A 26,961-nucleotide genomic window follows, 5' to 3' on the forward strand; every position below is an offset into this window, starting at 1 on the left:
CAGACGTCAGTGGGGATAAATCCAGGCGTAACCAAAGAGGCGTTGGTCCTGTGGTCGCCCGCCGATGTATCCGATGCTCGTGTTCTTCACGGTGACTGTACCGTATTGCGGGCCAAGGTTCTGTTGGATCCACTCAGCCAACTCCGGCGGCGGCGTGGTGGTCTCCCGGGAGGGGAGCCAAACAGCGAGGATCGGCCTGTCAGCTGTCCACTCGTAGTCAACAAGCAGATTGCCAAAGAACGTGCATAGTGTCGGAACATCGGGCAGCTGCAGATGCAGGTTTCCTGAAGCGAGCCACCCATCGGTCACCACCAGCCCCGGGCGCTTGCCTTCCTCCGCGACGATCTTGCCGACAAACTCTTCGTAAGGCGCGTTGTAGGCCTCAGGTCGACCGAACAGCGTCGGTGCATGCGCTCGGACTAAAACCAGCGAGGGAACGACGATCATCACCGCTAGTGGCACGATAAAGAAGCGCTTTGCGAAATCCTCCGCCCGGATACCGCGTGCCTGCATCTTGAGGCAAAAGGCGATCGGCATCAGGAAGAGAAGGGGCAACACCCACCGGTCGCGCATGGATGTTATGCCGATGGCAAAAACCAGCAGTAGAACCTGCAGGCCAATCACCAGGAATATCGTGTCGAAAAAGTGAGCCCAAACGGTGGTCGGTCGCAGACTGCGGAGAAACTTTTTGCCGAAGATGATCGCATAAACCGCGACGAGCGGCGCCAAGATCACCAGCACCTGGCCGAAGAACTCGGTCGGTCCCTTGATCAGCTTCGCGAACGCACCAGTCGGCGCCTCTTGCGCCATGGTATGGAGTGTACGAGTTGCGGCCAGGCTGAGATTGTCTATCAGCCAAAGGCCGTGCGGCAGGAAGATGAGGACCGCAATCGCCAGCGATAACAGGAAGCGCCAGTCGAGTAGTCGCTTCAGTCCGACCGGGTGCAGAAACACTGCAACCAGTGCTGCAAGCACGACGAGAGTGAAGTTGTACTTCGTCAGCATGCCGAGGCCGAGCGTGACGCCGATCATCACGTAGGAGAGCAGCGACGGTGCCTTCAGCGTCTTGATGATGCTGTAAAGCAGCAGGTTGATCATCAGCATCTGGGCGACCGTGTGGGTCAGGTCCCTTTGCGCTTGCCAGAAAACCTGCGGAATCGCGAACAGCGAAAGCGTCGCGATGGCGGCAAACAACCGATCGTCGAGTACGAGCTTTGCGAGCTTGTAGTAGCTCAGGAAAAGAAAAAACAGGATCAGGTTCTTGGCTGCGGCTATCGTTACGACCGACAGTCCGAACGCCGACACGACGATGGCCTGGAACCAGTTGTAGAGCGGCGGTTGGGTGTCGTATCCGGCCACGAGCCATTGCGAGAAGAACGCCTGCTGGGATTCATCCACGCGCAGCCCGTTCGGCACCAGCAGGCGAACGATAAAACTGATAACGAAATAGGCCGCCAGCAGTAGGACAACGGTGTCCGGCTTGCGAGCCAGCAGATTACGCATTCTCACTTCCATCGAAGACCTGACGGACGATGTAGTTCGGCGACGTGTCGTCGCGATAGTAGGTACGGGCGATCATTTCGGCGAGGATGCCGGTCGTGATCAGCTGGACTGAGGAAAGCATGAAGACAATGCCGACCATCAGCAGCGGACGCGTGCCGATGTCGTCACCCATGACGAACTTGTCGAAGAGCAGGTAAAGCATGACAAGGACCGAGATTGCACCGAGGCCAAGACCGAGCGAGCCGAAGAAATGGCCCGGCCGCGCCTTGTATCGCATGAAGAACATGACCGACAGCAGGTCGAGGATCACGCGGAAGGTGCGCGAGATGCCGTACTTGGATTGGCCGTGCTGACGTGCGTGATGCGTTACGACCATCTCGCCGATGCGCGAGCTCGGTACGACACCGGCAACCCAGGCCGGGATGAAGCGGTGCATTTCGCCCATCAGCTTCACCTGCTTGATGACCGAGGCACGATAGATCTTCAAGCTGCAGCCGTAGTCGTGAAGCTTCACGCCGGTGATGCGGCCGATGAGATAGTTGGCGCACCATGATGGGATCTTGCGCAGCAGAAGACCGTCCTGGCGGTTCTTGCGCCAGCCGACAAGAAGATCGAGCTGGCGGCGTTCGAGTTCGGCGACCATCGATGGAATGTCTTTGGGGTCATTCTGCAGGTCGCCGTCCATCGTGGCGATCAGCCGCCCGGTCGCGGCGTCGATGCCGGCCTGCATTGCGGCGGTCTGGCCAAAATTGCGCTGCAGTTCGACAATTCTCAGGGTAAGCCCCTCGCGGCCGATGTGCTTGCGTGAGTTGGCGAGCGTTGCATCCGTGCTGCCGTCGTCGATCAGGATCAGCTCCCAGCGATCAGCATAAGTTGCCATGGCCAGGCAAATGCGATCGATCAGCGGGCCGACACTCTCTTCCTCGTTGAAGACGGGCACCACCAGCGACAATTCGACCGGCCGCATCGTTTCCACGAGGCCTTGACGCGAGTCTACCGTTGTCTGCACGTTTTATTTCTCCTACAAGGCGCACGGCCGCAGGCGGGTTTCGCCGCGATAGTCAGGAAAGCCTACTATATGAAGTTTCCGGTTGTTGCCAGCCGACAATCCTGGTTTATCCGCAATCGAATGACGCTGTTGACGATAGCAATCGTCGCGGCTTATGCGCTTTTCATCCAGTGGTTCTGGGGCTGGTCGGTCATTCTCAAGCAATGGGCCGAGGTGGGCGTAATCCCGGTTGTTGGCGCGCTCGTCCTGCTTACCAGCACCTACTTCCTCCGGACCTGGCGCATCCACGATTATTTCCCGCGCGAGACGGCGGGTCGCTTCAAGGTGCTTTTCCGCATTACGCAGATCCACAACCTCCTGAACATCATGCTGCCGTTTCGAACCGGTGAGACGAGTTTTCCGGTGTTGATGCGCACCGAATTCGGCATCCCTCTGGCGCGCGGAACGTCCGCGCTCCTCGTCATGCGTCTGCTTGATTTGCATGCTTTGCTGGCCGCCGCAGGCATCGGTTTTGCGATTGCATCGCCGCACACGATCATTGCGTGGGCTGTGTGGACGGCGTTCCTTGTGGTCCCCGTAATCGCTTTTGCTCTGAGGCGGCCACTGCTGCGGCTCGCCGGCAAGCTCCTGCCATCCAAGGCTCAGAAACTCGTGATCGAGATTGAGAGGGGGCTCCCTCTCAACGCAGCGGCCTTTGCGCGCGCCTGGGCCATGACCGTCATCAACTGGCTCGTCAAGGTTCTGGTGCTTGCCTGGGCACTCAGCTTGATGGGCGTCTTGCCGATGGCCGCGAGCTTCGGAGGGGCGCTCGGCGGCGAGCTTTCATCGGTGCTCCCAGTGCACGCTCCAGGCGGCGTCGGTACTTATCCCGCTGGGATCACGGCTGGGGCTGTCGCCCTTGGCGCATCCAGCGAGAAGACAGCCCTCGCTGCCTTGGCACAAGCAAGCATCAACGCACATCTGCTGATCATCGTTTCGGCCCTGACCGGCACGGCGATCTCGCTACCTCTCGGCCGCACCCGAAAGCTCTGAGATGCGGTTTCTCAGGAAGGCCTGCTCCGGCGCCTGCTGGCACAGGCGCAACGCCGCCTCATAGGCCGCAATTGCGGCCTCCTTCCGGCCGAGCCGCCGCAGAAAATCGGCGCGGGCAGAGTGCGCGAGATGATAGTTCTCCAGTTCTCCAGCCTGCAGAATCGCGTCGACCAACTGTAGTCCCTTTTCTGGTCCTTCGACCATCGCCACCGCAACGGCTCTATTGAGCTCGGCAATCGGCGACGAATGGGCGGAGAGCAGCAGATCGTAGTAGCCGACGATGCGTCGCCAATCCGTCTTTTCCGGCGCTTCGGCCCGGGCGTGCTCCGCGGCAATGGCTGCCTGCAGCGTATAGATACCGACCTCTCCATTCCGCATGGCACCGTCGAGACGTCCAAGACCTTCACGAACCTTTTCATGATCCCAAAGGCTGCGATCCTGATTGGCGAGCAGAATGAGACCTCCCCCTGGCCTTCGCCTGGCGGCACGGCGCGAATCCTGCAGGAGAAGCAGGGCAAGCAGCCCCGAGACGTCAGGATGTGGCAGGAGCCCCGCGAGCAACCGCGCAAGGCGGATGGCTTCCGAGGTGAGATCTGCCCGGACGATCTCATCGCCCGACGACGCGGAATAGCCCTCGTTGAAGACAAGGTAGATGACATGCAACACCCGGTCCAACCGTTCCGGCAACTCGTCCCGCGCGGGAACCTCATAGGGAATTTTCGCCGACCGGATCTTGTTCTTCGCACGAACGATGCGCTGCGCCACAGTCGGCGCGGGGACGAGAAATGCGTGGGCGATCTCCTCGGTCGTAAGCCCGCATATTTCTCTAAGAGCCATCGCCATCTGTGAGTCAGCTGGTATGGCCGGATGGCAGCACGTGAAGATCAAGCGGAGCATGTCGTCTTCGATCAGTTCCACGTCGCCGATCTCCGTTTCGTCGAAAGACCCGTACAGGCTCTCCTCGATGTCCTTCACCGACATATCAAATCGTGACCGGCGCCTGATGTGATCGATTGCGCGAAACCGCCCGGCCGAAACCAGCCAGCCGAAAGGGTTCGCCGGCACACCATCGCGCGGCCATGCCCTCGCGGCGGCAGCAAACGCGTCGTGCAAGGCTTCCTCGGCCCTGTCGAAGTCGCCGAGGAGACGGATGAGGGTCGCAAGCACTCGGCGAGACTGCGTTCTGTAGATATCCTCGATCAAACGTTCCAAGGTTTACTCCGGTAGTGGCAAAATCCGCACGGGGCGGACTTCCACAGTTCCAATTCGGGCGCAAGGAATTTCAGCGGCAATGGCTATTGCCTCACTCATATCAGAGGCATTGATGATATAGAGGCCGGCCAGATGCTCTTTGGTTTCGACATACGGGCCGTCCGTCATGCTGATCTCATTGTTGCGCACCCGAAGGACAACGGCCTTGTCGGGCGTTTCGAGGGCGTCGGCGTGGATTAGCGTGCCGCGATCGCGAAGATCGTCGTCGAAGCCGAAGTGAGCACGAACGACTGCCTCGGTTTCCGCCGCAGTCTGGCGACCGTCAACATCGGCCGAGTTGTAGATCAAGCAAACAAAGCGCATTGCATCATCTCCCGTCCTTGATGGAATAGCCGGGACGAATCTCGACCGAGGCGTACCTCAGTATCGGAAGCGTGGAGACAATCGTCTTGGCTTCTTCCATATCGGCGGCTTCGATCAGTACAAACCCACCGAGGTGTTCCTTGATTTCGGCGAAGGGGCCGTCGGTTGCCGTGGTGACGCCTTGCTTGATACGGAGCGTGACGGCTGTTTCGGGCGCGCGCAGCGCAAGTGCGGCCTGGAAAACCCCGCGCTCCTCCCAATGATTGTCGCTCGCGATGCATTCCTGCGTGAGCGCATCCCACTCTTCCTGCGGGACGAGTTTGCTCTTCTCCGTGTCGAACCAGATCTGGCAGAGATAATTCATGACGTCTCCCTCAATTGTGAACTGGAATATCGTAGATCGGCCTGACTTCGATCGATCCAAGTTTCGCGAGTGGAATGCCGGCCGCAACGCGAATGGCATCGTTCAAATCCTTCGCTTCAATGAGAATGAAGCCGCCGAGTTGTTCCTTTGTCTCCGCAAAGGGCCCGTCCGTCACCGACATCTCGCCGTTGCGAACACGAACAGTCATGGCGCTCCTTGGCGATTGCAGCGCATGGGCGGTAAGCATGTGTCCACTGGCAACCAGGTCGTCGTCGTAGGCAAGCGACGCCCTGTCGAGGTTCCTTTTCTCGTCATCGGTCATGGCCTCAAGCGTCGCAGGCTCGAACCAGACCTGGCAGAGATATTTCATCGTTGGCTCTCCGTTGGCCGTGTCAATCATTGGACGGACAGCCTAGGGCGATTTCGACAACAAGCGGAAAAATCTTTTTGGGGGAGGTTGCGTCGAAACGAGCCGGCCAGCTTCGACAAAGTGTCGTCAACAACATGGAGTGACGACGATGAATCTTTTCGAGATTGCACTGGCGAACTACATCACGGCGACTCGCCAACAGGACAAGCGTCAACGCCTCGGTGCGACGACGTCAACGAAGCGAGGCATCATCACCCGGCTTGCCGCGGTTGCTGTCGTTCTTTCAGTCGCTATCCTGGCGCTGGATACCGCCGGTGAGCGTTACGAGCAGCAACTCGCCATCGCGGTTGCCGCCACGCGCCAGTAAGGAAACGGCCTATTGGAAGGCCGTTTCGAAGAAGCTTCTGAGTTTGCGTGAATGCAGCGCTTCCGGCGGCATTGCCGCGAGCTTCTGGATCGCGCGAATGCCGATCTGCAGATGCTGGTTGACCTGAGTCCTGTAGAAGGCAGTGGCCATGCCCGGTAGCTTCAATTCGCCGTGCAGCGGCTTGTCCGATACGCAAAGCAAGGTGCCATAGGGCACGCGGAAGCGGAAGCCGTTTGCAGCAATCGTGGCCGACTCCATATCGAGCGCAATGGCGCGCGCCTGGGACAAACGCTTCACCGGGCCGCGCTGGTCGCGCAGCTCCCAGTTCCGGTTGTCGATCGTACCAACCGTACCGGTTCGCATGATCCGCTTTAGCTCGAAGCCCTCGTAGCCGGTAATCTCTGCGACGGCACCCTCAAGCGCTACCTGTACTTCTGCTAGCGCTGGGATCGGCACCCAGACCGGCAGGTCGTCGTCCAGAACGTGGTCCTCGCGCATATAGGCATGCGCCAGGACATAATCGCCGAGACGCTGGCTGTTGCGCAGACCAGCGCAATGGCCGAGCATCAGCCAGGCATGCGGACGAAGCACGGCCACGTGGTCGGTAATCGTCTTGGCATTGGACGGGCCGACGCCGATGTTGATCATCGTAATGCCGGCATGCCCCTTTTTCTTCAGATGGTAGGCGGGCATCTGCGGCAGGCGTGAAAGCGTAACGTCTGTCTCAGGCTGACTGGATCCGGCATGGGTAATAATGTTGCCGGGCTCGACGAAGGCCGTGTATCCATCGCCACCTTCGGCCATCAGCTTGCGTGCCCAGAGGCAGAATTCGTCCATGTAGAACTGATAGTTCGTGAACAACACGAAATTCTGGAAGTGCTGGGCGCTGGTCGCGGTGTAGTGCGAAAGCCGGGCGAGGGAGTAGTCGATGCGCTGAGCCGTAAAGGCAGCAAGCGGCGAAGGTTCGCCGGGCGGCGGAATGTATTCGCCGTTGGCGATTTCATCGTCCGTCGTATTCAGATCCGGCGTGTCGAACAGATCGCGCATCGGAATGTCCAGGAAAGCTGCAGCCGATGCCTCGACATGCGCGCCCTCGCCGAAAGCAAAATGCAGGGGAATAGGAGTCGCCGATTCCGAGACGGTGACCGGTACGTCATGGTTCTTCATCAGCAAGCCCAGCTGCTGCTTCAGATAGTGACGGAAGAGCTGCGGCCGCGTGATGGTCGTCGTGTAGATCCCGGGAGCGGTGACATGGCCGTAGGAAAGCCGCGTGTCAACGTGGCCGTAGCTCGTCGTCTCGATGCTCACCTGCGGATAGAAGGCACGATACCGCGACGTGATCGGCGCGCCCTTGGCAAGGCTGGCAAAGCTCTCGATCAGGAAGTTGGTATTGCGCTCATAGAGTTCCGTCAGCACGTCGACAGCCTTGATCGGATCGTCAAAGGTTTGCGGAACGAAGGGGGACGGGGACAGAATGTCGAGGGGTGAAGAGATTCGTTTGCTCATGCGCCATTATAGGGTGTTGTTTTTAACAAGCAAACGACGCATCGGAGGGGACTGCACAGGTTTGAGGCGCGGCCGATGCCGCCCGCGCCGATGGATTAGCGGATTGTCCTGCAGAACGGGGTGCTGGTGTCGAAGCACGTATAGTTGGCTCCGAAGTGAGACTGCGCACCGCCGCCTGCATTGCGGCTGACGGCCGCCGAGAAGCTGACGGCGAAGACCGCCGCAAACAGTGTAATGATGGTGAAACGTCTTGCCAAAATGAGCATATCCATGACTTGCCCCGGTATCGCCTTAGCGTTGAGACAGTTTTGCCACGCTATGGCTGAACCGGTGCTGAGGTCCCGGTTCATCCGCCGTTCAGGAAGTCGGCAAGCTTGAAGCGTGGCCGCCACTGCTTATCTCTGGAGTCCCCAAAGGAGATTTTCATGACGGCACCGATTGAGCTTTATTACTGGCCCACCCCGAATGGCTGGAAGATCAGCATCATGCTCGAGGAACTCGGCGTTCCCTACGAGGTCAAATACATCAATATCGGACGCGGCGAGCAATTCGCGCCGGAATTCCTGAAGATCGCTCCGAACAACCGCATGCCGGCGATCGTCGATCCCGATGGTCCTGGCGGCGAACCGATCTCGGTGTTCGAATCCGGCGCTATCCTTCAATATCTCGGCCGCAAGTTCGGGAAGTTCTATTCGACGGACGAGCGCAAACGCGTGCAGATCGACGAATGGCTTTTCTGGCAGGTGGGCGGCTTGGGCCCAATGGCCGGACAGGCGCACCACTTCCGCGGATATGCGCCGGAGAAGATCGAATACGGCATCAACCGCTATACCAACGAAGTAAACCGCCTGTACGGCGTGATGAACAAGCGGTTGGCGGATCGTGAATATCTCGCAGGCGACTACTCGATTGCTGACATGGCCTGCATCGGCTGGGTCATTCCCTACGAGAAGCAGGGGCAGGACCTCAATGAGTTTCCCAACCTCAAACGCTGGTTCGAGACGATGATGGCGCGGCCTGCCGTGATCCGCGGGACAACGGTCGGCAAGGAAGAGCGCGAGCGCAGCAATCTTGCCGAAGACAAGGAAGCACAGAAGATTCTCTTCAATCAGCGCGCCCGCTGAAATAAAAAAGCGCCCGGCGACCGTCCGGGCGCTTCCTTTTGCGATCGGTCTTCTACAGGCGTGTCCAGGTCTGCGATTTGCAGAGCACGTTGAGGACGCAGCCCTTCATTTTCAGTGAGTTTCCGAGAACGTTGCCCGATCCGCTGTAGGTCTTGTCGTTGGCGGGATCGGTGATCTGGCCGGTGTAGCTCTCGCCGCTGCCTGCGAGCGTTCCAATCTTCTTGCCGGCGTACTTGCCGGACTTCAGCACGATGCAGTAGCTGCCGCCGCAGGATGCAATATGCGCCGTGTCGCCGGAAGCCGTTTTCCAATTGCCGACGATCGGTTCGTCTGCGCAGGCCGCCCCGGCGGCAAGCGCAAATGCTCCAGCGAGAATAAGTGTGCGGATCATTCGTTCCTCCCTAATGTCCCGGCGGGAAAATATATGACGCGAACGTAAACGTAAATCTGTTTCTTGAAGCTCGCGACACCGCTTTTGTTGAGCCAGAGGCGACGAAATCTTCCGTTTCAGACATGCGATGCTGATTTTGTGGTGAACGGAAAGTTGATTTCGAGATCTGAATATTCCGTAAAATTGTGTCGAAAATCCTTAATCCATAGGCATCGCGATGTTTAACAAAAATCCAATTTTACCAAGTGTTTGCACTTTGTTTGTTTCAAATTAATCATGCATTTTAGGCGTTTTTTGAAAGGGCATTGGCATAGTGGAGCTATCAAAGGAGCGGGGCAAACCCGCCGAACCGAAGGGCACTTAAAGCCGCGATAGATGGCAAGGCCCGGAAGGTAAAACAGGGTAAGTCGACAACAGGCTAAACAGGGATAAACCGATGGCACGCTTTGAAACGCACAATGCTGAAATGGCCACCATGGGTGGCGAAAACAGCGCCGATATCTTCTGCGAGATGGGTCTGATGTATGCGACCGGCCGCGGTTGCGCCGTCGATCTGGTCGCCGCGCACAAGTGGCTGAACATTGCGGCGATCAAGGGCAACGACCGCGCCGCCGAGCTTCGCGCCGATGTCGCCGCAAACATGGACAAGATGCAGATCGTCGAGGCACTCCGGGCCGCCCGCGAGTGGATGACGATCCACTAAAGGCCGGCTGACCGCCAACATGCGAGCGAGAATCAATAACAACCTCAAAAGAGGGACGGCGGGAGCTTTTGAAGAAGCCGATGCCACGAACATGAACCGCGACCGGCAGGAACAAGGCCGGCGCGGTTCTTTGCTTTGCCCTAGCCCAGCGCCTTGAGCACTTGCGGCAGTGCTTCGTCGAAAAGCGCCATGTCGGCTTCCGGTCCGACACTGACGCGGATGCAACGATTGAGTGGAACAACACCCGGCATCCGGATGAAGACACCATGCTGCATCAGCCCGTCGACGATGGCACGGGCATAAGCGCTGTCGCGTCCGGCGTCGATCGCTACAAAGTTGGTCGCGGACGCAAGTGGAACCAGGTTGTTCGCCTTGGCAATTGCGGTGATCCGGTCGCGTGCCATGCGAATGTTGCCCACGACTTCGGCGAGATAGGCCTGATCCTTGAGTGCCGCCAGCGCCGCAACCGTCGCCAGCCGGTTCATCCCGAAATGATTGCGGATCTTGTCGAACGCGCGCGCGGTGCCTGGTGTCGAGATGGCATAGCCGACCCTGGCGCCAGCCAGGCCGTAAGCTTTCGAGAACGTGCGCGTGCGCACGATATTGGGACGGTCGATGAGCGCCTCGATCGCGGGCAGAGATCCGGCCGGGCCGGTTTCGCTGTAGGCCTCGTCGAGGATCAGCATCGTGGTTTCCGGGAGCGCGTGGGCAAAGGCGACGATGTTGTCGGCATCCCACCAGCTTCCCATCGGATTGTCCGGGTTGGCGAAATAGACCAGAGGCGCGTTCTCGCGCTTGACGGCCTCCAGAAGGCCGTCGAGGTCTTCGCGATCGTTGACATAGGGCACGGTGACGAGCCGGCCGCCGAAGCCGGCAACGTGGAAGTTGAAGGTCGGATAGCCACCGAATGAGGTCACGACGGGTGCCCCAGGCTCGATCACGAGCCGCACGATCTGACCGAGCAATTCATCGATGCCGCCACCGATCGCGATGGAGTCGATTCCGACTCCAACATGATTGGCGAGTGCCTCCCTAAGCGCGTAGTTTTCGGGGTCGTTGTACTTCCAGATGTCGCCGGCCTGCTCGCGCATGGCGGCAAGCACCGATGGGGCTGGGCCGAAGCCGTTCTCGTTGGCGCCGATACGCGCCTTGACCAAAAGGCCGCGCTGGCGCTCGATTGCTTCTGGACCGACGAAGGGAACGGTGGAGGGAAGGGCGCTAGCAAGCGGCGCGAAGCGCGAAAAGGCGGACATGCTGGAGCAGTTTCCTGGATGCTGTGAAAAATCGGACCGAGAATAGGCTCTGCTGCCGCCAAGGCAAGAAACATTATTCCGCGGTGAGCGCGATTTACATGCGTACGGCTCCGCGCGCTTCGAGTGCTTCTACGTTGCCTGCCATGAAATCCGCACGCACGACGCGACGTAGAACCTCCGGCTCGATTGTATTGATGAACCGCACGCCAATGCGCTCGTTATTGCGATAGACCTCGGCGCAACCAATCCGATAGGCAAGGCCAAGAATACTGAGGTAGTAGTGCTTTGGCAGGCCCGCTGTCGATGAAACGACAAACGTGGCACCCCCGCGCGAGATGTCGATGATCTCTGCGCTGCGGATGGAGATACCGGTGAGGCAGGGCCGCACCGCGATGATACGCGCAGGGCGTCTAACACTGAACTGTTCCCAGCGCGTCTCGTAAACCGCAGATTTTACGGTCGCAAGGTGCGTGGCGCGAAGCATCGACATTTCCGCGTGTCTCCCTTGAACCAAGGTCGTCCCGGTCCTCTTCGACTAGAGCCTCACACGAATGCTTTGCGCAATTGTCAAGGAACCAAATACAATTTTAACGATGCAGTCTTTTTCTGGGCGTCCACGTCGGAAGACGGGACTTCAGATCGAGCGGCCAGGGGTGCGAGCACCGCGATGCGCCGCAATTGTCGTAAAAAAGTCATCGAACTCTTTTCGGCTCTGCACGTTTTTCTGATTGTCGGGGGCGCCAATGGCGCTTCAAAATTGCAAAGCGAGGAAATCACAATGACTGATGTCAGAGTTCCGTCGAAATCGTGGGTGGTCGTTTGCGATGGTGCCAAGGCATTGATCCTGCGGAACGCAGGCGACATAGAATTGATGAACCTCAAGGTTGAGGAAACCTTGAGCCAGCCCAATGAACCGGATCGCAAAATAGGAGCCGACAAACCGGGTCGAACGCACGCGGCCGATGGGCAGAGCGCTAGTGCCGTGGAGCAAACGGATTGGCATGAGCAGGCCGAAGCACAGTTTCTGAAACAGGTTGCCGTGAAAATGGATCTGTTGGTGCGCGAAAAGAATGCTCGCAACATCATTTTGGTCGCGCCGCCAAAGGCACTCGGCACCCTGCGGAGCAGCCTGACACCTCAAGTTCAGGCTGCGATTTCGGCTGAAGTGCCGAAGGACTACATCAATCTGCCTGTCGACCAGATAGAGCGACACCTGGCTGCTTGAGACACTATCGCCAAACCCGGATCTGCGCCGGCGGCTTCTATGGTCCCGGCGCCTCCCCGGCAAAGAGCGTTTCGTTCTCGGAAAAAAGCCCGACCAGTCGATCAATGACGGTGCGCACTTCCGGGCGTTGACGCTCGTCGTCGTGAGCGGTGACCCACATCTCGTATGTCAACTCTTCGACAAGTGGCCCAGCGCGAACGAGGCTCTGGTCAGAATCCCCGATGAAGCATGGTAGGACGCCGCGTCCGGCACCGCCGCGGATGAGATAGAAGAGCATATGCGGCGTATTCGTCCAGCCGGTGATCCAGTAGTCCGGATGCTCGAAGGTCCACTTGTCGGCCGGCGTGATGGCGATGTCTGTGCCGAGTGAGATCCAGTTGCGGTTGCGATCGTCGAAGCTGCGCGCCTGGTAGACGGCATGTGCAACGCTGACGGATCGCCGGATGGCAACGTTGCCGGTGTCGGGGCGGTCATGGCGAATAGCGATGTGGGCCTCGCGGTAGGTGAAGTCGACGCTGCCATCGCAAGTCTTGTAGCACATCCGAAAGGCGTCCTTCGGCGTCCAGATGGCCGCAAGGTGGAAGGCGACAAAGCGTGACGTCCAACTGTCCGCGGCCATCGACACAATGGGAAGCGTCAACACTTCGCCTCGCCAATCCGCAATGGATTGGGCTGCGTCCTGCATCAAGCGAACCCGCTCGAGAAGCGCAACGCCGTCCTTTGCCAGCAGGTATCCCGTCGGTCCGCGGTTGAAGAGCGCGCGTCCCGTCGCACGCTCCAGTGCCAGCATGCGACGGCCTATCGTCGGTGCGCTGAGGCCGGTTTGCGTTGCCGCAGCCGAAAGCCCACCGCCGGTCGCCACATGGAAGAACAGTTGCAGGTCGTCCCAGTTCGCATCTTTCATGGATGAAAACCCTCTTTCTCCCATGCATCTACATCGAGAGTACGGGGAGACTTAGCTCAGTCACATCAGCAATAGATGGAGGCCAGAGCAATGGATCTCAACTGGGTGGTTCTCTGGAGTACCTTTCAGGATCGCAATCGAAAAGTTCATCGGGATAGGTTTAGCGATCCGCTCGAAGGTCCGGAATGGCAGGGGCTTAAGCTGATCGTGCGGCTCTTCGTTTGGCGGGCCGCGAGACGCAGTGCCGCCAGGACCGCGGCGTTGTCACGGGCGAAATGCGAGGGCGGCCGCATGCGGACTACGCTTCGAAATTCAGTCGCAAGACGTGATGCAGGAATTCCGGGTTGATCAGCATGTTGAAGCTGATTGTCACGAGGTCGCCCTCGCGCTTGACGACCGTCGAGCCGATCTCGTCGTGAATGCCGAGGATCTCGAGGAAGAAATGATTCGGCACCTCGAGGTTCGGGTTGACCTCGAGGACCGCGCCCGCAAGCGTAATGGTGCGGATCAGGCAGCGGACCTGCGTTCCCGTGCTGAGGTGGTGTCCGACAAAGATGATCTTGCCGGGGCGATCGAGCGAAAATTCCCGGTAGGCCTGTTCGGGCTGAGGGTGTTCTGTGTCGAGGTGCATCTGAAAGGCCATGGTAGCCTCCGCTTGTTGTACGCTTCGAGATTAGCGCAAGATTGCTGACAACTTCTGAATAATCTCCCTACAATCCGAAGCTTATGCCTGTCTGGAGAGCAGAATGGCTCATTATTGGGCAAGGCGGGCAACCGCTCCTGCTTGACAGGCCGCCGCCCTTCGAGCATATCGGGCATGGCTCGAGGCGCCGGCCGCTCGCGGACGACAAGTCCATGGTGAAGTCCTCGGCACGATTCAGTCACAGCCATTTGGTGCATGCTGACTGCAGGCAATGCGAGCTCCCTTGTGACGGTCGAAATGGCATGCCTTTTGAAAGGCTGAATCCGTGACCACTGCATATCCCCCGATCGAAGAACTGAAATCGCAGGCGAAACGTCTCCGTCAGGCGATGGAAACACGCGGCACCGCGATTTCCCATAGCGCCGCCCTCGAACTCGTTGCCCAGCAGCACGGCGTGCGTGACTGGAACACGCTTTCCGCGCTTGCGACACGGCCAAACGAAGAGCCGATAGCTGCCCTTTCCGTCGGCGCCCAGGTCCGTGGCCGGTATCTGAACCAGGCGTTCAGCGGCAAGATCCTGGCGCTTTCGGCGCATGGTGGCGGGCTCCACAAGATCACGATCCACTTCGACGAGCCTGTCGATGTCGTGACCTTCGAGAGCTTCTCGGCGTTTCGGCAGCGCATCAATGCGCAGGTCGACGGCAACGGCGTGTCGCCGCGCAAGACGTCGAACGGTGTTCCTCACCTCATTCTCGACATCTGAGCCGCTTCCCGCCCTGGTTCTCTTTCCACACGGCCCGCAGCTGCGCGCCGTCGCTTTCGGTATCCCTATGAAAAACAATGCTGAAAAGAACATGTTTCTGACCGCCCCGCTCGGTGTCGTCTTCGCCCGGACGGCGGCGCCGATCATCATGATCACGACGATCAATGGTCTCTTCGCCGTAGTCGATGCCTACTTTCTCGGTGCCTATGTCGGGCCGGCAGCGCTCTCGGCAGTCACGCTGATCTTCCCCGGTCTGATGATGATCATCGCCCTGCAATCCCTTGTCTCGAACGGCATGGCAAGCATTCTCGCCCGCCAACTCGGTGCAGGAGACAGGCAAGCCGCCCGCCGGACGTTCGCCACGGCGCATCTCCTGGCGATCGCGGTCGTGGTCCTGCTCAATCTCGCCTATTGGAGCGTCGGCTGGCGGATCGTCGTCGCGGCGGCCGAAGGCAACGCGACGGTGGCGGCAAACGCCACGCTTTTCATGGGAATCATGATCGGCTCAGCCCTCATCGCCTTCTTCCTGTCGCTGAACGTCGATGCCCTGCGCTGCGAAGGCCGGATCGGCTTCATGACCGCCGTCACACTCGCCGCCTCGCTCCTCAACATCGCCGCCAACTGGTTTTTCATGGCTGTCATGCAGTGGGGTGTCGCCGGTTCGGCGATCGGCACCGTCTCGGCGCAGGCGATCTGCCTCGCCGCAATCCTCGCCTATCGCTGGGGGAAGGTCGACGCCTTGCGACCTGCAGGCCGCGGTCCGGCGGGCGAATGGAAGACCATCCTCGCCCTGGGCATGCCGATGAGTCTCGGTTTCATCGGGATTTCGCTGAACTCAGCAGCAGTGATCTTCAATCTTTCGCTCTGGGGCACGTCCGACTACGTGGCGACCATCGGCGCCTACGGCATCATCACGCGAATCATGACCTTCGCCTATCTGCCGCTGCTCGGCCTCAACATCGCCTTCCAGACCATATCCGGCAACAATTTCGGGGCAGGGCTCTCCGATCGAGTCGGCCGTAGCCTTCTGATCGCGATGGTGTCGGCGCTCGTCTACTGCGCAACGGTCGAGCTGAGCGTCGAATTGCTGGCCGGACGGTTCGGGGCGATCTTCGTCAGTGATCCCATCGTGGTCGGCGAGGTGGCGCGCATCCTGCCCTGGACGGTCGGCTGCTATTTCCTCTTCGGCCAGATGATCGTGCTCTCGGGCTATTTCCAGTCGATCGGCGATGCCCGGCGTGCGGCGATCTTCGGCCTGTCGCGGCCCTATCTGTTCACGCTGCCCCTGACGTTCCTGCTGCCGCATATCTTCGGCGAGATGGGGATCTGGATGGTGCCGGTCTTTGCGGAGTCGTGCATGCTGCTGCTCGCTGCCTGGGTGCTTGTCCGCCTGGCGAGACGCGAGGGCTGGCGCTACGGCCTGCTCCCCGCCTGAAAGACGAAAGCCGCGCCCGATGGGCGCGGCTCTCCGGTTCACTCATTGTTGCTCCCTCTGGCCGTGGTCGCTGCAGCGTCGGCTTCCTTGAGCGCCTCGGCGCATTCCTGGCAGCAGACCTCGACGGTCTTACCGCCGAGCTTGACGCTGATCACGTCAGGCCCGAGTTCGCAGTCGCAGGCAGCACAGGTCGTTTTCTTCATGGCAATGATCCTCCGTTTGGTATCCCCTTCGGGACAGGATCATCAGACCACTTATGCCGCTGCCGCCGCTGTCGAATTCTTTAGCAACTTCTCAGCGCCGAAGCCGCGCCGCGCGCTGGAATTCGGCGGGCGTCTGGCCGTAGGTCTGGCGGAACGAGGATGTGAAATGGCTGTGGCTGGAAAAGCCCAACTCCAAGCCGAGCGCGGTTAGATCGTCGTACCGTCCGAGCAGATCGAGTGCCCTGGCAAGGCGCAGCCGCAGCTGGTAGCGGTAAAGCGGGGTGGCTTCGACCTGCTGAAAGACCTGCGTGAGATAGACAGGCGAAACGCCGACTTCCGCGGCGATTTCTGCAAGTGTCCACCGGCGGGCGAGATCCGAGGAGAGGGCGAGCTTCGCGCGGTCAACAAGCTTTTGCCGCCCGACGCTCGCGCCGGCGGCATGTGATGTTCGTTCTCCGAGTGACCGGCGCACGAGGGTGAGTGCCAGCGTTTCCGCCTCCAGTGTCTCCGCAGCCTTGCGATGCAGGCCGTGGCGCAGCAGCGCCACGAGCGCCTGCGCCCGCGGATCGATCCGCCGTCGCTGCCGGCGGAAACCGAAGAGCTCTCCCGGCTGGATCTGATCTTTCGGCACCAGCTCGGCGAGCAATGCGTCATCGATGGACAGGTCGATACAGGCGTCACCTCCGTCGACCGGATGGCTGATCCGGTAGCCTTGCGCCGCATTGAAGAACAGCATCTGGTTTGCCTCAGCCACGGTGTCGTTGCGCCCGACATGGCGCATGAAAACACCGCGGTAAGGATAGACGAGGCTCGTCTTGTGGGCGCATTCCTCGTCGCTCTTATGCCGGCACTCACCGTTGCAGACGACGTCACGGATCGTGACGGTCTTCGTCTTCAACAGCAGTTCGGTCGAGAATTGCGCCATGACAGTGTCCGGAAGTTGCATGCGAGAAAGCCTGCTATCGGCATCCTAGCACAGTTCAGTCCCGGCAATAGCCGTGCACATCGCTTTCGGTCTGATAGCGCGACAGGCCGATATCTTTCAGCTGCTCGTCGGAAAGCTCCATGACAGCGTTCAGATTGCGCCGTTCTCTCAGTTTGCGCGCTGTCCAGTGATAGAAGGAGAGAATCGCGGCCACGAGCCGTGTTGGCTTGGCCGATCGCCTATCGGCCGCAAGAATGGTGGTTGAGCCGTGCATGGTAATCCTCCATCGGTTTGATTTCGATGGAGTCAGTGAACCATCTGCACGGCTCGCCCGCTGTCAGATTATTTAGCGATTCTGCGACGTCCTATTTCAAGAGCCATTCGTGTTCCTGCGCATTGTGGAACTTCCACACGCGCTTCGGCCCGGCCATGACGTTGAGATAGTAGAGATCATAGCCGTGGATGGTGGCGCAGGGGTGATAGCCCTTCGGCACCAGCGTCACGTCGCCATTTTCCACCGCCATCGCCTCATCGAGCGAGCGATCGTCGGTGTAGACGCGCTGGAATGCAAAGCCCTGCGGCGGGTTCATGCGGTGGTAATAGGTCTCTTCCAGCAGACTCTCCTTCGGAAGGTTGTCCTGATCGTGCTTGTGCGACGGGTAGGACGAGGTGTTGCCGCTCGGGGTGATGACCTCGACCACCAGCAGCGAGTGGGCGGAATTGTCGTCTTCGGGCATGATGTTGGTCACGAGGCGCACATTCGAGCCCTTGCCGCGCTGGAATTGCGGATGCACGCCGGGCGGGATGAGCTTTGCCTTGTGGTCGCCGCCGCCGGGCGCCGAGCAGACGGCGAGTTCGAGGTCCGTTTCCGCCGTCACCGACCACCTGGAGCCGGCCGGGACGTAGAGCGAATGCGGCGCTCCTTCGAACGGGCTCATTCGCCCGCCGACAGAACCGAAATCCTCGCCTGCGGCCGTTGCCTTGCCCTTGCCTGACACCCAGACAAGGCAGACTTCGCGGTCGCTTGCATCGCCGGAGACTGTTTCGCCCGGCTTGAGCCGATGCATGTCGAAGCCGACGTAAGTCCAGCCGGCGCTTTCAGGTGTCACATGGGTCACGCGGCCATGCGTGCTGGACGGTTTCACCTTCAGGTTTGGCATCGGTACTCTCCATTGCCTGCAAATTTCCCCATAGGGGAGAGGTTGGGCGTCCCGCCGTCAGACGAAACGCCTCTCGTTGCCCCTTGGGAAAGCCCTCGGTTTCGACAGTATAGCCAGCGGCCGTCATGACACGCATCAGTTCGGCGTGGCCGATCTCCGCCATCTTCTGTGGCGGCGCCTTGCGCGGGTCCTGTTCGGCCTCGACGACGAACCATCCTTCGTAGCCATAACCGGCGAACCGCTTGACGATCGCACCGAAATCGAGCGAGCCGTCGCCCGGCACGGTAAAGGCGCCTAGCGCCACCGCATCGAGGAAGGACTGCTTGCTGCGATCGAGCCCGTCGACGACAGCCTTGCGGATGTCCTTGACGTGAACGTGGTTGATGCGGGCGTGGTGGTTGTCAATGGCGCGGAGAACGTCGCCGCCGGCAAACGCCAGGTGCCCGGCGTCGAGCAGCAGTGGAATACCTTCGCCCGAATTCCGCATGAAGGCATCGAGCTCCGGCTCGGTCTCGACGACGGCCGCCATGTGGTGGTGATAGGAAAGCGGCATGCCCTGTTCGGCGCACCATTCCCCGAACTGCGTGACCTTGCGCGCATAGGCCTTCATCTCGTCATCCGAGAGACGCGGCTTGGTCGCGAGAGGCTTGGAGCGGTCGCCCTGGATGGAGCGGCCAACTTCGCCATAGACGATGCAGGGAGCGTTGACGGCCTTGAACAGCTCGATCATCGGCGCGATGCGATCCTTGTTGGCGGAAAGATCCTCATCGACGAGCGTGCCGGAGAACCAGCCGCCGCAAAGCGTCACGTCGGCGGCCTTCAGGATCGGCAACATCTCGGCCGGATTGTTCGGAAAGCGGCGGCCCTGTTCCATGCCGGTGAAGCCGGCGCCGCGCGACTGGCGCAGGCATTCTTCCAGGGATACGTCGTCGCTGAGCTCGGGAAGATCGTCGTTCCACCAGGCGATCGGCGACATGCCAAGTTTGGCCTTCATCAATAGTCTCCTCAAAAACATTGTTGGAAGAGCGGAGCCGCTCTTCCCGAAGATGAAATCAGTCGATCAGCCGATGCGCTGGGCGGCGCGCGCCTTGACGTAAGCCGCGTGCGCCTTGTTGACCTGCTCGCGCGGGCTGACTTCGGGGACGGCAACGTCCCACCAGTAGCCGCCGGCATCCGTGGTGATCAGCGGATCGGTGTCGATCACGAAGACCGAAGTGCGATCGTTCTTCTTCGAGTCGGCGATCGCCTTCTCGAGTTCGGCAATGGAGGCAACCTTGACCGCGATCGCGCCCATGCTTTCTGCATGTGCCCGGAAGTCGATCTCCGGCATGACCTCGTAATGCGCGTCCTTCAGCAGGTTGTTGAAGTTCGCGCCACCGGTTGCCATCTGCAGCCGGTTGATACAGCCATAGCCTCGATTGTCGAGCAGGACGATGTTGAGCTTCAGGCCGAGCATGACCGACGTGGCGAGCTCGGAATTCAGCATCATGTAGGACCCGTCGCCGACGAGGACGAAGACTTCCTTCTCAGGATGCGCCATCTTGGCGCCAAGACCGCCGGCGATCTCGTAGCCCATGCAGGAGAAGCCGTATTCCATGTGGTAGCTGCCCGGCGCGGTCGCCGGCCAGAGCTTGTGCATCTCGCCTGGCAGGCCGCCGGCAGCACATAGGCCGATTGCCTTCTCGAGATCGATCGAGCGGGTCACGGCGCCGATCACCTGGGCGTCGGATGGCAGGGCGGCATTGGTGCTCGCCATCGCCTTCGCGGCGGCGTCCATCCAGACTTTCCTTTCCCGTTCGGCCTTCTCCGCCAGCCCAGCCGGTGCCTTCCAGCCGGCAAGCCCGCTCGAAACGGCCTTCAGTCCCTCGCGGGCATCGGCCACAAGTGTCTGGGCGTCGTGCTTGGCCGCGTCGTAGGCGGCAATGTTGAGGCCGAGAATCTTCAGCTTTTCATTCTGGAAGAGCGCCCAGGAACCCGTCGTGAAGTCCTGGCAGCGCGTACCGACGGCGATGATCAGGTCTGTATCCGTTGCAATGGCATTGGCCGCAGACGTTCCGGTGACACCAACGGAGCCAAGCGCCAGCGGGTGCCGCTCGTCGATTGCCGACTTGCCGGCCTGCGTGACGACGACGGGGATCCGATGCTCTTCGGCAAATGCCGTGAGTTCCTTGGTGGCCTGCGAATAGAGCACACCACCGCCGGCGATGATGACCGGCTTTTCGGATTTCTTGATGAGCGCAATGGCGTTCGCAAGCTCATCGGCATCCGGACGCGGGCGGCGCGTGGTCCAGACACGCTCCTCGAAGAAGCTTTCCGGATAGTCGAAGGCTTCAGCCTGTACGTCCTGGCACAGTGCCAGCGTCACCGGGCCGCAATCATAGGGATCGGTCAGTACCTGCATGGCGCGCTTCAGCGCCGAGATGATCTGCTCCGGCCGTGTGATACGGTCGAAGTAACGCGAAACCGAACGGAAGGCGTCGTTGGCCGAAACCGTGCCATCGCCGAAATCCTCGATCTGCTGCAGCACCGGATCCGGCGCGCGATTGGCGAAAACGTCGCCGGGCAGGAAGAGAACCGGGATGCGGTTGACATGCGCCACACCGGCCGCCGTCACCATGTTGAGCGCACCGGGGCCGATCGATGTGGTGCAGGCCATGAAGCGCTGGCGGAAATTCGCCTTGGCATAGGCAATCGCCGCATGCGCCATGCCCTGTTCGTTATGGGCACGGTAGGTCGGCAGTTCGCCACGGACCTGATAGAGCGCCTCGCCGATGCCGGCGACGTTGCCGTGGCCGAAGATCGCCCAGACGCCGCCGAAGATCGGGACCTTCTTGCCATCGACCACGGTCATCTGCTTCTTGAGGAAATGCGTGACGGCCTGCGCCATCGTCAATCGTACAGTCTTGCCCATGAGGCACCTCCCAAATGCTCTAATTAATTCAGGCCGCGGGTTTTCAACCAGGCGTCGGTCAATTGGCGGAAGCGTCCCGCCATGTCTGATATCGCTTCCTCATCGTTCAGCTTGCCGGAAAGCCAGCCGCGGGCCGCTTCAGCAAAGATGGTACGGCCGACCGCAAAGCCCTTGACGGAAGGAGCAGCCAGCGTCGCCTCGAAGCCCTTGACCAGCTCGTCGGCCGGAGCCTCGAGACCGAGCAGGACGATACCGCGGCACCATGGGTCGTTTTTGGCGATCACGGCTTCGATCTTTTTCCAGGCAGCCGTCGAAGCCTGGGGCTCGAGCTTCCACCAGTCGGGCTTGATGCCAAGCGCATAGAGTTCTTCCATCGCCGTTGAGATCGTGTCGTCGGTCAGCGGCCCATTCTTGCTCGAGATGATTTCGATCAGCAGTTCGCGACCGACCTTGCGCGCCGCTTCGAAGAGCGTGCGCAGTTTTTCCTGCTGTTCGGTCTTCAGCGCTGCCGGATCATCCGGGTGGTAGAAGCACAGGCACTTGATGCAATGATCGAGTGGCCATTCGACGAGCTGCGAGCCGATGTCCTGGCTAAACTCGAAGCGCAGCGGTTTCGATCCCGGCAATTCCACCGGGCGGCCGATCCAGGCGAAGTTCTTGGTTGCCGCATCGAAGAAGGCGTCGCGTCCGAAGCGCTCATCGATCAGCATGCCGTAACCGCTGCGGCCATCCGCGACGCGGGCGGCGGCTTCCACCGCAAGGCGCTTGAAGGCGACGATCTTCTTGTAGTCCAGACCCAGTTCGTCGCAGACGCTGGTCAGCTGCGAGCGGTGGTCGATGGCTAGCGCCATAAGCAGCGGGATATCGCCCTTGCGCGTCGAGGCCCAATGGATGTGATTGATCGCTTCATCCCTGCGCAGCGCGCGATGCTGGCTGCCGTGCTTCAGAAAGAAATCGAGCTCGGCCCAGGTCGGATACTCAGGCGAGCAGAGCAGACGGGAGACGGCGAAGGCGCCGCAGGCATTAGCCCAGGTGGCGCAGGTCTTCAGAGGCTCGTTCTTCAGCCAGCCGCGCAGCAGGCCGGACATGAAGGCATCGCCGGCGCCGAGCACATTGAACACCTCGATCGGGAAGCCCTCGCCGACAATGCCGTCTTCGAGATTGTCGCTGATCGGACCGTCATAGACGATGCAACCCATGGCGCCACGCTTGAGAACGATCGTTGCCGGCGACAGGCGGCGGATTTCCTTGAGCGCGCCGAGCACGTCATCTGCACCTGACGCAATCAGGATTTCCTCTTCGGTTCCGACGATCAGGTCGCAGTCCGGCAGCGTTTCCTTCATCTTGGAGGAGACGCGATCGGACTTCACATAGCGCTCAAAACCTTCCGCATGGCCGGCAAGGCCCCAGAGATTCGGCCGATAGTCGATGTCGAAGATGACCTTGCGGCCGTTGGCCTTGGCGATCCGGATGGCCTTGCGCTGTGCGGCTTCCGTATTCGGCCGGGAGAAATGCGTGCCCGACACCAGTACGGCGCGCGAGGACTCGATGAAGGTCTCATCGATATCGCCTTCGTCGAGCGCCATGTCGGCGCAATCCGAGCGATAGAAGATCATCGGCGAGACGCCCTCGGCCTCGACGGCAAGCAGCACCAGTGCCGTAAGGCGTTCCTTATCGGTCTTGATGCCCTTCGTCTCGACGCCTTCGCGCGCCGACTGCTCGATGATGAAGCGGCCCATCTGCTCGTCGCCGACCCGAGTGATCAGGCCTGACTTGAGGCCAAGGCGCGCCGTTCCGATAGCAATGTTGGCAGGGCAGCCGCCGACGGACTTCGCAAAGGAGCCGATGTCCTCGAGCCGCGAACCGATCTGCTGGCCGTAGAGATCGACCGAAGACCGCCCGATCGTGATCACGTCAAGCGACGGTTCCGGCTGCGAGCCCGGGTTCGGTTGTGCCATGATGTCCTCCCGCTAGATTTTAGCTACGGCTTGGCGCCTGCTGATTGCGAGTAATGAAACATCGGTTCCGTATTGTTGTCAATTCGGAATGTTTATTCCATTTTTGATTTTGTCGATTTTACCTGCGTTCGCTTCCGCCGCCGCTCAGCGATCGCGACCGGGAGCGCCATCGTCAGGGCCATCGAGGCGGAGAGCGAGCGGAAACCGGCGAAGTCCGCCTCGGCCACCTCGAACCAGCAGGTGGCGCGGGCGGCGAGCGGCGAGAAGGCCGAATCGGTGATGGCAACGACAGGCACGCCGCGATCCGCCAGCGCTTCCGCCTGGCTCAGGCTGTCGGCGGCATAAGGCGAGAAGCTCGCCGCGATTGCTGCATCTTTGTGAGTCGCGAATTGCACCATCTCCGGATCGACGCCATTTGGGGACGCGACGATCTGGTGTCGGATGTTCAGCTTCGAGAAGGCATAGGTCATGTGTGCGGTCAGCGGATAGGAGCGTCGCTTGGCGATCAGGTAGATCGTCTCCGCAGCGGCAAGAATATCGACGGCCTTTGTAAAGGTATCGGTCTGCACGGTGGCCGCCAGTCGATTGACCGACTGGCTCGCAGCCGAAATGAAGCCGGAAAGCAGATTGGCGTCCTCGTCCTCGCCGCTGGCCTGTTCCAGTGTGACCAGGCGCTCTTCATAGGTCAGCGTCCGATCGCGCAGGCGCTCGCGAAAGATGCTCTGGAGATCGGAGAACCCCTCGTAGCCTAAATGATGCGCGAGACGAACCAGCGTCGAAGGCTGCACGTCGGAGGCCGCAGCGATGCTCGCCGTTGTGCCGAACGCGATCTCGTCAGGATTGCCGAGCGCGAAGGCGGCGACCTGCGCCAGCCGCTTCGGCATGTTTGCTTTGCGCTCGATAATCGTGCTGCGCAGACTCTCGAAGTCGCGCGGCACGCGTATGGGCGTCTTGGTGTCACTATCCATGGGCACGATCCGATGAATGAAATAAACATTCCATAATTCGGACCATAAATGATTTCCATCCGTGTGCCTAACTGTTTTTATTCTGCTGGAATTTAAGGGATTTGAGCAAAAAAACCAAGCGTGGGGCGAAAAGTGGCCATCAAGGGCGCTTGTCAAAATGATCTAAATATTCCAAAAAATCGGCGAGGAACGCGGAGGAGACAAGATGAAGCCACTCGGAATCGGCCTGATCGGCACCGGCTATATGGGCAAATGCCACGCATTGGCATGGAACGCAGTGAAGACGGTGTTCGGGGACGTCGAGCGTCCACGCCTGATTCATTTGGCCGAAGCCAATGCAGACCTTGCGGCCAAGCGCGGCTCCGAATTCGGTTTCGAAAAGGCAACCGCCGATTGGCGCAAGCTGATCGCTGATCCCGAAGTCGACGTCGTGTCGGTCACCACGCCGAACCAGTTCCACGCGGAGATGGCGATTGCTGCGCTCGAGGCGGGCAAGCATGTCTGGTGCGAGAAGCCGATGGCGCCGGCATATGCCGATGCCGAGCGTATGCTGAAGACGGCAAAGGCTGCGGGCAAGATCGCAGTTCTCGGCTACAACTACATCCAGAATCCCGTCATGCGCCACGTCAAGACGTTGATCGACGAAGGTGCGATCGGCGCCGTCAACCACATCCGCGTCGAAATGGACGAGGACTTCATGGCCGATCCCGATGCCTTCTTCTATTGGAAGAGCGAGCTTTCCGCCGGCTACGGCGCGCTTGATGACTTCGCCGTGCATCCGCTGTCGCTGCTCTGGTATCTGTTCGGTCACGTTGAGGCGGTCATCACCGATATGGTGAAGCCTTATGCCAATCGTCCCTTGCAGGAAGGCGGGCGTCGCGACGTCGAGAATCACGACGCCGCCAACGTCCTGATGCGTCTTGGTGGCGGGATCTCCGCCGTCTTGATGGCGAACCGCGCCGCTTGGGGGCGCAAGGGTCGAATCGCGCTGCAGATCTTCGGCTCGAAGGGTTCGATCGCCTATGATCAGGAACGCATGAACGAGTTCGAGCTCTATCAGGCGGCGGGCCGCGGCTCAGAACAGGGCTTCCGCAAGATACTGGCCGGCCCGACGCATCGTCCATACGATCGCTTCATTCCGGCACCTGGTCATGGTCTTGGCTTCAACGATCTGAAGATCATCGAATGCCGCGAACTGATCCGTGCAATTTCCGGCGAGCCGTCGTCGATCGTGACATTCGAAGACGGTCTTAGGATAGAGAAGTCTGTTCACGCCATGGCACAGTCATTCCACGAGCGCCGCTGGATCGAGATCGATTGAGGTCGACCCCTTCCGGTTGACGACGCTGGGGGCAGGGGGTAGGCCTTTGCTGGAACGCGTGGCTGCATGCTGGGAGTGAGAACGTGACGGACAGATTGGTGATCATCGGCGCTGGGCAGGCCGGCTTTGCATTGGCTGCAAAGCTGCGTGCGCTCAAGGATACCCGCCCAATCACCATCATTGGCGCTGAAGATGCGCTGCCCTACCAGCGACCGCCGCTGACGAAGAAGTATCTGCTCGGCGAGATGACGTTCGATCGTCTGCTGTTCCGGCCAGAGCATTGGTACCCTGACAATAATGTCGAAATCCGGCTTTCCACCTGGGCAGAGCAGATTGTGCGCGACAAGAAACAGGTGCTGCTGCAGGACGGTTCGGTGCTGGACTACGGTACATTGGCACTGACGACCGGATCCACGCCGCGAGCGCTGCCGGCTGCGATCGGCGGAGATCTCGAAGGCGTCTACGTGGCCCGCGATAGGCGCGATGCCGACCTGTTGGCCGAGGAGATGCGCCCAGGGCGCCGCGTGCTCATCATTGGCGGGGGGTATATCGGCCTTGAAGCGGCGGCCGTCGCCCGCCATCGCGGTCTCGAGGTTACCGTGATCGAGATGGCCGACCGAATCCTGCAGCGCGTCGCTGCCAAGGAGACCGCCGATATCATGCGCGTGATTCACGAGACGCATGACGTTGTCATCAGGGAAAAGACCGGGCTCAAGCACCTTGTCGGCCACGAGGGCCGGGTCGTCGCGGCGGAGCTCTCCGACGGATCCACGATCGACGTGGATTTCGTCATCGTCGGTATCGGTGTCGTTCCAAACGACCAGCTCGCCAAGGAGGCCGGGCTCGAGGTTGCCAACGGAATCATCGTGGACGAATTTGCCCGCACATCCGATCCGTCGATCTTTGCCGCCGGCGATTGTGCGGTTCTGCCGTGGCAGGGTGGGCGGATTCGTCTCGAATCGGTGCAGAACGCCGTCGATCAGGCAGAGGCGGTCGCCGCCATCATCGCGGGCGGGAATGAAGCATACGACCCCAAGCCCTGGTTCTGGTCGGACCAGTATGACGTCAAGTTGCAGATCGCCGGCTTCAATATGGGATACGACGATACGGTCCTGCGCCCAGGCGCCCGCGAGGGCGCGCACTCGATCTGGTATTTCAAGAACGGCTCATTCATTGCCGTCGATGCGATCAATGATGCCAAGGCCTATGTCAGCGGCAAGAAGATGCTGGAATCCGGCATCAATCCCGACAGGGCGATCATCGCCGACGCGTCTACCGATCTTAAGCAACTGCTGAGCTGAGGCCGACGGCCCCAGCATCAGGTGAAAAAGCCGAAAAAGCGCTTGCG

General features: G+C 60.2%; 30 protein-coding genes. 9 read left to right on the top strand and 21 right to left on the bottom strand.

Features of this window, described 5'->3' with window-relative positions:
- Positions 1–6 precede the first annotated feature (6 nt).
- Entirely contained in the window at positions 7–1,503 is a 1,497-nt protein-coding gene (locus RGCCGE502_RS06335) for a glycosyltransferase family 39 protein (protein WP_016553340.1), read from the bottom strand.
- Complete coding sequence (locus RGCCGE502_RS06340; protein WP_016553341.1) at positions 1,496–2,512, bottom strand: glycosyltransferase family 2 protein; 1,017 nt, start codon at positions 2,510–2,512, stop codon at positions 1,496–1,498. Before RGCCGE502_RS06340 ends, RGCCGE502_RS06335 begins: the two co-directional genes overlap by 8 nt.
- A 69-nt stretch (positions 2,513–2,581) precedes the next feature.
- On the opposite strand from RGCCGE502_RS06340, the gene RGCCGE502_RS06345 reads away from it, so the two are divergent.
- Entirely contained in the window at positions 2,582–3,544 is a 963-nt protein-coding gene (locus tag RGCCGE502_RS06345) for a lysylphosphatidylglycerol synthase domain-containing protein (RefSeq protein ID WP_016553342.1), read from the top strand.
- Here the strand turns inward: RGCCGE502_RS06345 and RGCCGE502_RS06350 are convergent.
- From RGCCGE502_RS06350 to RGCCGE502_RS06365, 4 genes are read right to left on the bottom strand one after another with little or no spacing between them, the layout of a single operon-like run.
- Entirely contained in the window at positions 3,515–4,756 is a 1,242-nt protein-coding gene (locus tag RGCCGE502_RS06350; protein ID WP_016553343.1) for an RNA polymerase sigma factor, read from the bottom strand. The two genes, RGCCGE502_RS06345 and RGCCGE502_RS06350, sit on opposite strands and share 30 nt — an antisense overlap.
- A gap of 3 nt (positions 4,757–4,759) precedes the next feature.
- A complete protein-coding gene (locus RGCCGE502_RS06355) occupies positions 4,760–5,119 on the bottom strand; it encodes a YciI family protein (RefSeq protein WP_016553344.1) in 360 nt (119 codons plus the stop codon).
- A 4-nt stretch (positions 5,120–5,123) separates the two neighbouring features.
- The gene (locus RGCCGE502_RS06360) at positions 5,124–5,483 is read right to left on the bottom strand and encodes a YciI family protein (protein WP_016553345.1); all 360 of its coding nucleotides are present in this window, start codon (positions 5,481–5,483) and stop codon (positions 5,124–5,126) included.
- Positions 5,484–5,493: 10 nt separating this feature from the next.
- Positions 5,494–5,853: a YciI family protein gene (locus tag RGCCGE502_RS06365; protein WP_016553346.1), complete on the bottom strand. Its 360-nt coding sequence runs from the start codon at positions 5,851–5,853 to the stop codon at positions 5,494–5,496.
- A 148-nt stretch (positions 5,854–6,001) separates the two neighbouring features.
- On the opposite strand from RGCCGE502_RS06365, the gene RGCCGE502_RS06370 reads away from it, so the two are divergent.
- Entirely contained in the window at positions 6,002–6,220 is a 219-nt protein-coding gene (locus RGCCGE502_RS06370) for a hypothetical protein (protein WP_016553347.1), read from the top strand.
- A 9-nt stretch (positions 6,221–6,229) separates the two neighbouring features.
- On the opposite strand, the gene amn is transcribed toward RGCCGE502_RS06370, so the two are convergent.
- Both amn and RGCCGE502_RS37140 read right to left on the bottom strand, forming a co-directional pair.
- Positions 6,230–7,726, bottom strand: coding sequence for an AMP nucleosidase (gene amn / locus RGCCGE502_RS06375; protein WP_016553348.1), 1,497 nt, complete (start codon positions 7,724–7,726; stop codon positions 6,230–6,232).
- 95 nt (positions 7,727–7,821) lie between these two features.
- Positions 7,822–7,998 carry a hypothetical protein gene (locus RGCCGE502_RS37140; RefSeq protein WP_016553349.1) on the bottom strand — a complete coding sequence of 59 codons (177 nt, stop codon included), beginning with the start codon at positions 7,996–7,998 and terminating at the stop codon, positions 7,822–7,824.
- A gap of 153 nt (positions 7,999–8,151) precedes the next feature.
- Here RGCCGE502_RS37140 and RGCCGE502_RS06385 point away from each other — a divergent pair, with 153 nt between their 5' ends.
- Positions 8,152–8,850, top strand: a complete 699-nt coding sequence (locus RGCCGE502_RS06385) for a glutathione S-transferase N-terminal domain-containing protein (protein ID WP_016553350.1) — start codon at positions 8,152–8,154, stop codon at positions 8,848–8,850.
- A gap of 52 nt (positions 8,851–8,902) precedes the next feature.
- On the opposite strand, the gene RGCCGE502_RS06390 is transcribed toward RGCCGE502_RS06385, so the two are convergent.
- Positions 8,903–9,241, bottom strand: coding sequence for a DUF2147 domain-containing protein (locus RGCCGE502_RS06390; RefSeq protein ID WP_016553351.1), 339 nt, complete (start codon positions 9,239–9,241; stop codon positions 8,903–8,905).
- A 436-nt stretch (positions 9,242–9,677) separates the two neighbouring features.
- On the opposite strand from RGCCGE502_RS06390, the gene RGCCGE502_RS06395 reads away from it, so the two are divergent.
- Positions 9,678–9,944 carry an SEL1-like repeat protein gene (locus RGCCGE502_RS06395; protein ID WP_016553352.1) on the top strand — a complete coding sequence of 89 codons (267 nt, stop codon included), beginning with the start codon at positions 9,678–9,680 and terminating at the stop codon, positions 9,942–9,944.
- A gap of 140 nt (positions 9,945–10,084) precedes the next feature.
- Here RGCCGE502_RS06395 and RGCCGE502_RS06400 read toward each other — a convergent pair whose 3' ends face one another.
- Positions 10,085–11,197 (bottom strand): pyridoxal phosphate-dependent aminotransferase, encoded by a 1,113-nt coding sequence (locus RGCCGE502_RS06400; RefSeq protein WP_016553353.1) that lies wholly within the window; start codon positions 11,195–11,197, stop codon positions 10,085–10,087.
- A 94-nt stretch (positions 11,198–11,291) separates the two neighbouring features.
- Positions 11,292–11,687 (bottom strand): hypothetical protein, encoded by a 396-nt coding sequence (locus RGCCGE502_RS06405; RefSeq protein ID WP_016553354.1) that lies wholly within the window; start codon positions 11,685–11,687, stop codon positions 11,292–11,294.
- 288 nt (positions 11,688–11,975) lie between these two features.
- Between RGCCGE502_RS06405 and RGCCGE502_RS06410 the strand changes: the two genes are divergently transcribed.
- Complete coding sequence (locus RGCCGE502_RS06410; protein ID WP_016553355.1) at positions 11,976–12,422, top strand: baeRF12 domain-containing protein; 447 nt, start codon at positions 11,976–11,978, stop codon at positions 12,420–12,422.
- A gap of 37 nt (positions 12,423–12,459) precedes the next feature.
- Here the strand turns inward: RGCCGE502_RS06410 and RGCCGE502_RS06415 are convergent, their stop codons facing one another.
- Both RGCCGE502_RS06415 and RGCCGE502_RS06420 read right to left on the bottom strand, forming a co-directional pair.
- On the bottom strand, positions 12,460–13,326 hold the full coding sequence (locus RGCCGE502_RS06415) for a LysR family transcriptional regulator (protein ID WP_016553356.1): 867 nt from the start codon (positions 13,324–13,326) through the stop codon (positions 12,460–12,462).
- Positions 13,327–13,624: 298 nt separating this feature from the next.
- Positions 13,625–13,957, bottom strand: a complete 333-nt coding sequence (locus RGCCGE502_RS06420; protein WP_016553357.1) for a hypothetical protein — start codon at positions 13,955–13,957, stop codon at positions 13,625–13,627.
- Between the two features lie 337 nt (positions 13,958–14,294).
- Between RGCCGE502_RS06420 and RGCCGE502_RS06425 the strand changes: the two genes are divergently transcribed.
- Positions 14,295–14,732, top strand: a complete 438-nt coding sequence (locus RGCCGE502_RS06425) for a glyoxalase superfamily protein (RefSeq protein WP_016553358.1) — start codon at positions 14,295–14,297, stop codon at positions 14,730–14,732.
- Positions 14,733–14,799: 67 nt separating this feature from the next.
- Positions 14,800–16,167: an MATE family efflux transporter gene (locus tag RGCCGE502_RS06430; protein WP_016553359.1), complete on the top strand. Its 1,368-nt coding sequence runs from the start codon at positions 14,800–14,802 to the stop codon at positions 16,165–16,167.
- Positions 16,168–16,205: 38 nt separating this feature from the next.
- Here the strand turns inward: RGCCGE502_RS06430 and RGCCGE502_RS37145 are convergent, their stop codons facing one another.
- From RGCCGE502_RS37145 to RGCCGE502_RS06465, 8 genes are all read right to left on the bottom strand, one after another.
- On the bottom strand, positions 16,206–16,370 hold the full coding sequence (locus tag RGCCGE502_RS37145; RefSeq protein WP_016553360.1) for a hypothetical protein: 165 nt from the start codon (positions 16,368–16,370) through the stop codon (positions 16,206–16,208).
- Positions 16,371–16,461: 91 nt separating this feature from the next.
- Complete coding sequence (locus tag RGCCGE502_RS06435; protein ID WP_019279733.1) at positions 16,462–17,295, bottom strand: helix-turn-helix transcriptional regulator; 834 nt, start codon at positions 17,293–17,295, stop codon at positions 16,462–16,464.
- Positions 17,296–17,350: 55 nt separating this feature from the next.
- A complete protein-coding gene (locus RGCCGE502_RS06440) occupies positions 17,351–17,569 on the bottom strand; it encodes a DUF1127 domain-containing protein (protein WP_016553362.1) in 219 nt (72 codons plus the stop codon).
- A gap of 91 nt (positions 17,570–17,660) precedes the next feature.
- The gene (gene iolB, locus RGCCGE502_RS06445) at positions 17,661–18,455 is read right to left on the bottom strand and encodes a 5-deoxy-glucuronate isomerase (RefSeq protein WP_016553363.1); all 795 of its coding nucleotides are present in this window, start codon (positions 18,453–18,455) and stop codon (positions 17,661–17,663) included.
- Positions 18,394–19,449 carry a myo-inosose-2 dehydratase gene (gene iolE / locus RGCCGE502_RS06450; RefSeq protein WP_016553364.1) on the bottom strand — a complete coding sequence of 352 codons (1,056 nt, stop codon included), beginning with the start codon at positions 19,447–19,449 and terminating at the stop codon, positions 18,394–18,396. Before iolE ends, iolB begins: the two co-directional genes overlap by 62 nt.
- A gap of 66 nt (positions 19,450–19,515) precedes the next feature.
- On the bottom strand, positions 19,516–21,366 hold the full coding sequence (gene iolD / locus RGCCGE502_RS06455; RefSeq protein ID WP_016553365.1) for a 3D-(3,5/4)-trihydroxycyclohexane-1,2-dione acylhydrolase (decyclizing): 1,851 nt from the start codon (positions 21,364–21,366) through the stop codon (positions 19,516–19,518).
- A gap of 23 nt (positions 21,367–21,389) precedes the next feature.
- Complete coding sequence (locus tag RGCCGE502_RS06460; protein ID WP_016553366.1) at positions 21,390–23,324, bottom strand: bifunctional 5-dehydro-2-deoxygluconokinase/5-dehydro-2-deoxyphosphogluconate aldolase; 1,935 nt, start codon at positions 23,322–23,324, stop codon at positions 21,390–21,392.
- Between the two features lie 92 nt (positions 23,325–23,416).
- Entirely contained in the window at positions 23,417–24,292 is an 876-nt protein-coding gene (locus RGCCGE502_RS06465) for a MurR/RpiR family transcriptional regulator (RefSeq protein ID WP_016553367.1), read from the bottom strand.
- Between the two features lie 205 nt (positions 24,293–24,497).
- On the opposite strand from RGCCGE502_RS06465, the gene RGCCGE502_RS06470 reads away from it, so the two are divergent.
- Positions 24,498–25,613 (top strand): Gfo/Idh/MocA family protein, encoded by a 1,116-nt coding sequence (locus RGCCGE502_RS06470; protein WP_016553368.1) that lies wholly within the window; start codon positions 24,498–24,500, stop codon positions 25,611–25,613.
- 83 nt (positions 25,614–25,696) lie between these two features.
- On the top strand, positions 25,697–26,914 hold the full coding sequence (locus tag RGCCGE502_RS06475; protein ID WP_016553369.1) for an NAD(P)/FAD-dependent oxidoreductase: 1,218 nt from the start codon (positions 25,697–25,699) through the stop codon (positions 26,912–26,914).
- The last annotated feature ends 47 nt before the right edge of the window (positions 26,915–26,961 follow it).

The sequence above is a fragment of the Rhizobium grahamii CCGE 502 genome (assembly GCF_000298315.2).
Taxonomy (GTDB): Bacteria; Pseudomonadota; Alphaproteobacteria; order Rhizobiales; family Rhizobiaceae; genus Rhizobium; species Rhizobium grahamii.

Excerpts from the sequence above, each read along its gene's own strand:
- RGCCGE502_RS06335 (WP_016553340.1), bottom strand. The coding sequence starts at position 1,503 with ATGCGTAATCTGCTGGCTCGCAAGCCGGACACCGTTGTCCTACTGCTG.
- RGCCGE502_RS06345 (WP_016553342.1), top strand. The coding sequence starts at position 2,582 with ATGAAGTTTCCGGTTGTTGCCAGCCGACAATCCTGGTTTATCCGCAAT.
- RGCCGE502_RS06355 (WP_016553344.1), bottom strand. The coding sequence starts at position 5,119 with ATGCGCTTTGTTTGCTTGATCTACAACTCGGCCGATGTTGACGGTCGC.
- RGCCGE502_RS06360 (WP_016553345.1), bottom strand. The coding sequence starts at position 5,483 with ATGAATTATCTCTGCCAGATCTGGTTCGACACGGAGAAGAGCAAACTC.
- RGCCGE502_RS06365 (WP_016553346.1), bottom strand. The coding sequence starts at position 5,853 with ATGAAATATCTCTGCCAGGTCTGGTTCGAGCCTGCGACGCTTGAGGCC.
- RGCCGE502_RS06370 (WP_016553347.1), top strand. The coding sequence starts at position 6,002 with ATGAATCTTTTCGAGATTGCACTGGCGAACTACATCACGGCGACTCGC.
- amn (WP_016553348.1), bottom strand. The coding sequence starts at position 7,726 with ATGAGCAAACGAATCTCTTCACCCCTCGACATTCTGTCCCCGTCCCCC.
- RGCCGE502_RS37140 (WP_016553349.1), bottom strand. The coding sequence starts at position 7,998 with ATGGATATGCTCATTTTGGCAAGACGTTTCACCATCATTACACTGTTT.
- RGCCGE502_RS06385 (WP_016553350.1), top strand. The coding sequence starts at position 8,152 with ATGACGGCACCGATTGAGCTTTATTACTGGCCCACCCCGAATGGCTGG.
- RGCCGE502_RS06390 (WP_016553351.1), bottom strand. The coding sequence starts at position 9,241 with ATGATCCGCACACTTATTCTCGCTGGAGCATTTGCGCTTGCCGCCGGG.
- RGCCGE502_RS06395 (WP_016553352.1), top strand. The coding sequence starts at position 9,678 with ATGGCACGCTTTGAAACGCACAATGCTGAAATGGCCACCATGGGTGGC.
- RGCCGE502_RS06400 (WP_016553353.1), bottom strand. The coding sequence starts at position 11,197 with ATGTCCGCCTTTTCGCGCTTCGCGCCGCTTGCTAGCGCCCTTCCCTCC.
- RGCCGE502_RS06405 (WP_016553354.1), bottom strand. The coding sequence starts at position 11,687 with ATGTCGATGCTTCGCGCCACGCACCTTGCGACCGTAAAATCTGCGGTT.
- RGCCGE502_RS06410 (WP_016553355.1), top strand. The coding sequence starts at position 11,976 with ATGACTGATGTCAGAGTTCCGTCGAAATCGTGGGTGGTCGTTTGCGAT.
- RGCCGE502_RS06415 (WP_016553356.1), bottom strand. The coding sequence starts at position 13,326 with ATGAAAGATGCGAACTGGGACGACCTGCAACTGTTCTTCCATGTGGCG.
- RGCCGE502_RS06420 (WP_016553357.1), bottom strand. The coding sequence starts at position 13,957 with ATGCACCTCGACACAGAACACCCTCAGCCCGAACAGGCCTACCGGGAA.
- RGCCGE502_RS06430 (WP_016553359.1), top strand. The coding sequence starts at position 14,800 with ATGAAAAACAATGCTGAAAAGAACATGTTTCTGACCGCCCCGCTCGGT.
- RGCCGE502_RS37145 (WP_016553360.1), bottom strand. The coding sequence starts at position 16,370 with ATGAAGAAAACGACCTGTGCTGCCTGCGACTGCGAACTCGGGCCTGAC.
- RGCCGE502_RS06435 (WP_019279733.1), bottom strand. The coding sequence starts at position 17,295 with ATGGCGCAATTCTCGACCGAACTGCTGTTGAAGACGAAGACCGTCACG.
- RGCCGE502_RS06440 (WP_016553362.1), bottom strand. The coding sequence starts at position 17,569 with ATGCACGGCTCAACCACCATTCTTGCGGCCGATAGGCGATCGGCCAAG.
- iolB (WP_016553363.1), bottom strand. The coding sequence starts at position 18,455 with ATGCCAAACCTGAAGGTGAAACCGTCCAGCACGCATGGCCGCGTGACC.
- iolE (WP_016553364.1), bottom strand. The coding sequence starts at position 19,449 with ATGAAGGCCAAACTTGGCATGTCGCCGATCGCCTGGTGGAACGACGAT.
- iolD (WP_016553365.1), bottom strand. The coding sequence starts at position 21,366 with ATGGGCAAGACTGTACGATTGACGATGGCGCAGGCCGTCACGCATTTC.
- RGCCGE502_RS06460 (WP_016553366.1), bottom strand. The coding sequence starts at position 23,324 with ATGGCACAACCGAACCCGGGCTCGCAGCCGGAACCGTCGCTTGACGTG.
- RGCCGE502_RS06465 (WP_016553367.1), bottom strand. The coding sequence starts at position 24,292 with ATGGATAGTGACACCAAGACGCCCATACGCGTGCCGCGCGACTTCGAG.
- RGCCGE502_RS06470 (WP_016553368.1), top strand. The coding sequence starts at position 24,498 with ATGAAGCCACTCGGAATCGGCCTGATCGGCACCGGCTATATGGGCAAA.